Below are 5738 nucleotides of genomic sequence, written 5' to 3'. Positions count from 1 at the left end.
CGTTGACCTTGGCGTATTGCGCGTAGTAACGCAGCCACTCGACACGCTCAGGGCGACCTACGACCAGGGCAACCATGGCGTCTGTTAATTTGTCAGGTTGGCGCGGCCCTGCGATCGCACCTAGTGAGGTTAAAGAAACATCTTTACTGGATAGCGCCCCTGCCATGTTGATGCCTTCCACGCTATAGATAAGTACGGCCGGGAGATCAGGGTTGCGTTCGAATAATATGAATAAATGTTCAATGAGATTTTCGGGTGTATCGTCACAGACGACACCGTTTTGCAAGTTTCGAATACGATGCCAATGCAGGCCAGCGTCAGTGCGATAGCTATCAGCCATGCTGACTAACATTTCTGTAGTTTCTTGAGCTGTGAAACGTGGATTAGGCGTGTGTGGAGACCAATGGCGAACAACCGTTAGTGTGGGAATTGGCCATTTCTCTAAAAAATCTTTAAGGCCAAGTTCCAATGCATCAGCTTTTCGCTTAGCGTAAGCAGTATTCTTGTCATCAGCGCTCACTGGATATTTATTTGGATCAGTAGGTAGAACACTCCCAACGTGCAGAGCCTGATGTTGTCTTTCACTTTGCTGAGATATATTTAGCCATAGACCCCCCTGGCGGAACACATCAACGCTGACGCCTAGCCCCAATATATCCAACGTTTCTAGGCGGGTAGCGTTTGTTGGGGGGCGGTGGCTAACATCAGTAGTCATGGAGATATTCTTCTTAAATAAACTATCAGCCACAACTGAAGTGGCGGAACTATCAAAGCAAGCGAATTTTTTTATATAGATATCACTTGCCTGACATGGGGGGGCGAGCACAGAGAAGGCAAGCACTAACCAGTATTTTTTGTAGCGAGGCGTCAAATGATATCTCCAAAGCATATTGGCACTCCCGACAAACGTCCCGATAAGGACTGTGACGCTATCAAAGAAGGCATACTCCCGGGTACAGATACTGGAAATGCTCCATTTGTTTTATATATCAATGTTTCATCAATTAAAGCACGAGTTTCAGCTTTTTCCTGACGATAAAAATCATAGAAAGATGCTTTGCGAGCTTCAGCATCCTCATGGCCCGTTAACCCCTCATCCTTGCGCTTCCAATCAATCCGCCAATCCGCGACACGGCACAAGTATTCATAAAAGGGCATGTCATCAACGCTTTCGCCCGCCCCGATAGCAATGTCGTACGCCAAGACTTCCCTGCTGTGCTCCGCGTTATTGGGAATTGATGAGTGAAAAGATAAAGCCTCCTGATATGCTTCACTTTGATACCGCAAACGGGCTTCGTAGGGTGTTTCTCCACGGGTAATCAATACCTGACCACTTGTCATGGGCCGTACAGTGAATGCATGGGCCTGTTGAGCTGTTTCTTTATCTTCATTGCGCGACCTTTCTACACTTTTTACATCACGCCCATATTTAAATGCTGTTGCTTCATCGAGGTGTTCATGCCGGGCATAACGTGTGTCAGTGGAGTTCCACCCCTTATTACTCACCGCGATTGCTGCATCGATCGGATCAAGTTTATCTTTTACTTGATAAACCCCGCTGGGTGAGTCTTCTCCTGGACTCATTATGCTGCCTTCGTTTGAGAAAACGGCCTTTGCCGGCACGGGTAATTGAGCAGCGGTTAATACCACTCGCTCCCCTTTATCAAAACTGGCCTTTTCCAGGATTCTGCTTTTAAGCCCGAGCCCAGTGTCTTCCCATGTCTTTTCGCCCGGCAGTATCAGTGGGTAAATATAAGGTGGGATATGTAAGCCGATGTCTTCTTTCTGCCCGTCACGTTTACGTAAAGTAAATACCCTCTGGTGGAAACGTGGCGTCAAAATAGAACGCGCTGGCTGTTTGTTGACACTGTCCCCAATCCCTCGCCACCCCATACCTTGCACATTGCCCAAGCCGACAGTCTGATCCTGAGGGGTGAAATACAAAAAAGTACAACCCCGATTATCTCGCTCATTGAAAACTACTTTTTTGCCTCTAATATTGGTCTCACTCCCTGCTCCCCCGGTCCAGCCCGGCCCGCCAATAGCTCCATACCCCGAGCAATTTTTTAATGCAACACTCGTTAGAGCTGGCGAGGGATTAGGCGAGGTAGCGATGAAATCAAGAATGCCTTTTAACGTAGCAATGCGCGCAGCGGTCGTTTGTTGCTGACGGGTCTGAAAGGACTCAGTAAACGGCTCAAACAAACTATAAGGCGAATTGAGCATGACCACTCCGTCAGCGGCCTTCACGCCTTCGTCTTTTAAAAATGCATGCGCCAATAATGTAAGTAATGTGCCCTGGCTATGACCCACGATGTTAATAGTGTCATTGGGATAACGCTGTCGAATGATCTTGATCAGCATCGCCAAACGCATGGCGGCCAATATCATGTAACGACGACCAGGTGCAGAAAATAGAGGGTGCGTCGTTGAACCGCCGATTTTATCGATGGGAATAAAACCAAACAGCATACCGTTGAAACCTTTACCCCACATGTCGGGCAGATTGGTAGTGGCATTTGCGAATTGCCCACCCTCTTTAGTACCGGTTTTATCCAGCCTGTTGTTATTGCGATCCAGCCACTCACCATGCGGCTCGTGTTTTTTAATGCTTGCCTCTTCTTCGCGAAATCCCCAATAAAAAGGCACTACTACACTGCGTGTCGCGCTTCCATCGTTTGATGCACTGAATTTGCGTCGGTAGTACACCGCGTCAGGGTCAGACGCTTTGCCATCATCTTCGAGAGGCAAGCTATAAGCGGCAGCAGTTAAAAATCCAGGGTTGTTCCCCCCACCCGGTAATGTTTGCGGCATATCGAGGCGTTCGTTCAAACCGGCACACAGACCGTTCTCGAGATGTGCATAACACCCCGCCAGGTCGTTAACCCCATGCACGAGGATGGTCACGCAGGGCTTGGGCGGCGGTGCAATCAAATGCACATCACCGCCGCCGGGCAAGGTGATGGCTTTGGCTGAAACGATAGTCCTCATCTGAGCGGCTTCGCCCATGGGTGTGCTCCTTGCTGGTGATTAACCACGTCCGTTGTGTCAGTAAGACTCATGACTCTGCCTTGGGTTGCATCATGCGTACGTTGGCAATGTTCATCGCATCTTTTTGCAACAGATCCGTGGCGCCTGTCGCATCGGTGATGCCTTCAATAATCTCGCCATTTCCCAATGTGATTTTGTAGGGCACGTTGGCCATCGGGGTGGCGCCATCAATTTGTTTGAGCATGAATCGCCGCTGGGTGTCCCCTACTTTGAACGTTGGCAATTCGGCTTCCAGGCTAGTGCCACCGATATGACTGTGTTTGGCTGCCTTTACCGTGAAATTACCCGGCATGCCCAATTCGATATTGCCGCCTTTGAGGGTGATGTACGCACCGCCGCACATGAGGGTGATGTGCTCTTTAGCCGATACCAGTACATGCTGGTTGCTTGCGGTGACTTCCACACTTTGGTCCGCCTCCAGCCGAATATTGTTTTTTTGCGCCTGCAACAGTAGCAGGCCCTGATGGGTGATGTGGCGCATCACACCACTTTGCGCAAATAACCCCACATCAGTGCCTGCGTTAACCACAAACTTTTGTCCTGAAGTGAGCTGCTGATTTTCCATGGCCACGCTATCGATGTGCTCGCCCGCAGCCACGGTAATGCTGCCAGGTGATGTGACTGCCACACCGGCTTGACCACTAAGCGCTATTGCGGGGTTGCCGCCATTGGGCTTGTCCGGTTCGTTGTTGGCGCCATGGCCCAAGTCTCGCACTGCTTCGCTGAGTGTTTTTTGCGGATCGGTGTCATGGTCGATACCTTGGTTATCGACGGCATAGTCTCCCAAGCCCTTGGCCAGTTGCAGTGCCGCTTCGAGCACTTGCACCACGGTGCCACGGTCAAGATGGCCACCACCAGCCTCCAGTTGCGCCTCCGTACTGAGCAGCAAACCCCTGGCCGCCCGTAGCGCACCTTTCTCATCTGTGCGCAGTTCAAAACCTTCACCCCGAGGGGCGCCCCCCTCGGGCCGTGGATGGGTCAAGTAGCCCAAGTGCAAAGCGGTGCTGCCATGGTCGCTCATCAACGCTGCACTGATCTCTTTAGTGGTGTCGTCAATGCGAAGCTCATTGGCCCGCCCACCTTTGTATTCTTTACTTTTGATGGTGCTGAGGGTTTTGAGGTTCGGTAGCGGGTACGGCGGCATGTTTGTCGCGCGGTAAGTGCGACCGGTGATGATTGGCTGATCGCAATCGCCATCCAGGTAATCAACGATGACTTCCTGGCCAATTCGCGGGATCGCCATATGGCCCCACTCTGCCCCGGCCCAGTTCTGCGCTACGCGAATCCAGCAGGAGCTGAAATCATTGTCTTTGCCTTCACGGTCCCACGGGAACTGAACCTTTACCCGGCCATATTCATCGGTGTAGATCTCTTCACCGTCAGGTCCCACCACGCTGGCTATTTGCGGGCCCTCAACTCGCGGTCTGGGCAATGGTGATGATCGCCATTCCACTGACTCCGGAATGATCTGGGCAGTGAAGTCATAACTTACGCCCATGTCAGCATCTGCGGATTCTTCTTCCTGACTGGCGTGTTGTATCCCACGGTGGGTAATGCGCACTGAGCGCCACCACTGGTTGAAATCCTCGCGCGGATGGCCGCGTAGCTGAAATGAAAACCCCGGAATCAAGCGTGGATCATCGCCTTGCACCACGGCCACTTGAACATCGCGACGATAACCGCGCAGGCGGTCCTGGGTGAACGGTTTACCGGCGGTGCTGGCTTTGTAACGGCCCGGGTATTCGTAGCGTTCATAGGGCAAGGATTGACGCTGCATGTCTTCGCCTACCGCATGCTGTTGCAAGTCGAATGCAGGACGTTTAAACGTGTAGTCGCGCTCGGTGTGCTCAACCGTGCGCACGTTTTCGGTGTAACTGAAAGCGTACAACACAGGTTGGGTGGCATCAGCCGCCGGTTGCGAGGTGTAAAGCACCGGCCCGCCCGCAATGCGCTCCTGCACATACAATTTGTCGCCTTGAATCAGGGTGTGGGCGCTGTCGTTGTGTTTGAAAAAGTAGAACAGCCCCTCTTCGGACGAAAGGCGATCAAAGAAGTAGAGGTCGGTGTCACCCGCCTGAACGCAATATTCACGCGGTAAATGCTCAGTATTGATGCGTGTTTCATATTCAAGAATGCCGTGTTCACTCAGCACCGATTTAATGATCTCGGGAACATTTTTTTGCTGATAGATGCGCCAGTCGCTATTCAAACCCAACCGCGCAAGCTGTGGCTCAACCACCACGCTGTAGCGCGTGCGGCGAAAGCCGGTTTTGCCTTGGGTGAAGCTTGAAACCAGGCCGTGAACGTAGCGTACCGCCGTGGAGCCAGCCCACAGTGTGAGCAATGCGGGCTGATCCAGTATCTGGGCAAACTCTATGGCGGGGTTATCACTGGCCAGTTGCAGAGTCAGGCGAAAAGGCTCGCTGATAGCCTCCTCCAATGTGAACTCTACAACTTCGAATTGCGCCCGACTGGTCAGTACGCTGAAGGTGAACTTCAAATCCCTTTGACGCATTTAACTGTTCCTTAGTCAAAAGAGTGGGCATTTGTGACGGGTAAAAAACGCTGGAAGGTGAGCAGCCCCGGACAGTTGACTGTCCGGGGCTTTAACGCGCTCGCGCAGCCTTAGCCTGCGACCGGAGTACGCCAGTCATCCGAACCGGATGTGCCGGACACTTCGTGGGTCC

At 52.1% G+C, this 5738-nt stretch carries 3 protein-coding genes; all 3 read right to left on the bottom strand.

Annotation, left to right across the window (positions count from 1 at the left end; translation table 11 throughout):
• The coding region (locus AP059_RS21810; protein ID WP_256209596.1) for a type VI lipase adapter Tla3 domain-containing protein at positions 1–889 on the bottom strand (889 nt) is incomplete at its 3' end.
• Positions 868–3009, bottom strand: coding sequence for a T6SS effector phospholipase Tle3 domain-containing protein (locus AP059_RS00415; RefSeq protein WP_059761394.1), 2142 nt, complete (start codon positions 3007–3009; stop codon positions 868–870). The genes AP059_RS00415 and AP059_RS21810, both read right to left, overlap by 22 nt.
• Positions 3010–3058: 49 nt before the next feature.
• On the bottom strand, positions 3059–5566 hold the full coding sequence (locus tag AP059_RS00410; RefSeq protein ID WP_059761393.1) for a type VI secretion system Vgr family protein: 2508 nt from the start codon (positions 5564–5566) through the stop codon (positions 3059–3061).
• Between the last annotated feature and the right edge of the window lie 172 nt (positions 5567–5738).

It is taken from the genome of Pseudomonas sp. TAA207, from assembly GCF_001529285.1.
GTDB classification, from domain to species: domain Bacteria; phylum Pseudomonadota; class Gammaproteobacteria; order Pseudomonadales; family Pseudomonadaceae; genus Aquipseudomonas; species Aquipseudomonas weihenstephanensis.
This window is presented reverse-complemented; position numbering and strand designations above follow the sequence as displayed.

What these genes read in the sequence shown, in the direction of transcription:
- AP059_RS00415 (WP_059761394.1), bottom strand. Translation starts at nt 3,009, where the DNA reads ATGGGCGAAGCCGCTCAGATGAGGACTATCGTTTCAGCCAAAGCCATC.
- AP059_RS00410 (WP_059761393.1), bottom strand. Translation starts at nt 5,566, where the DNA reads ATGCGTCAAAGGGATTTGAAGTTCACCTTCAGCGTACTGACCAGTCGG.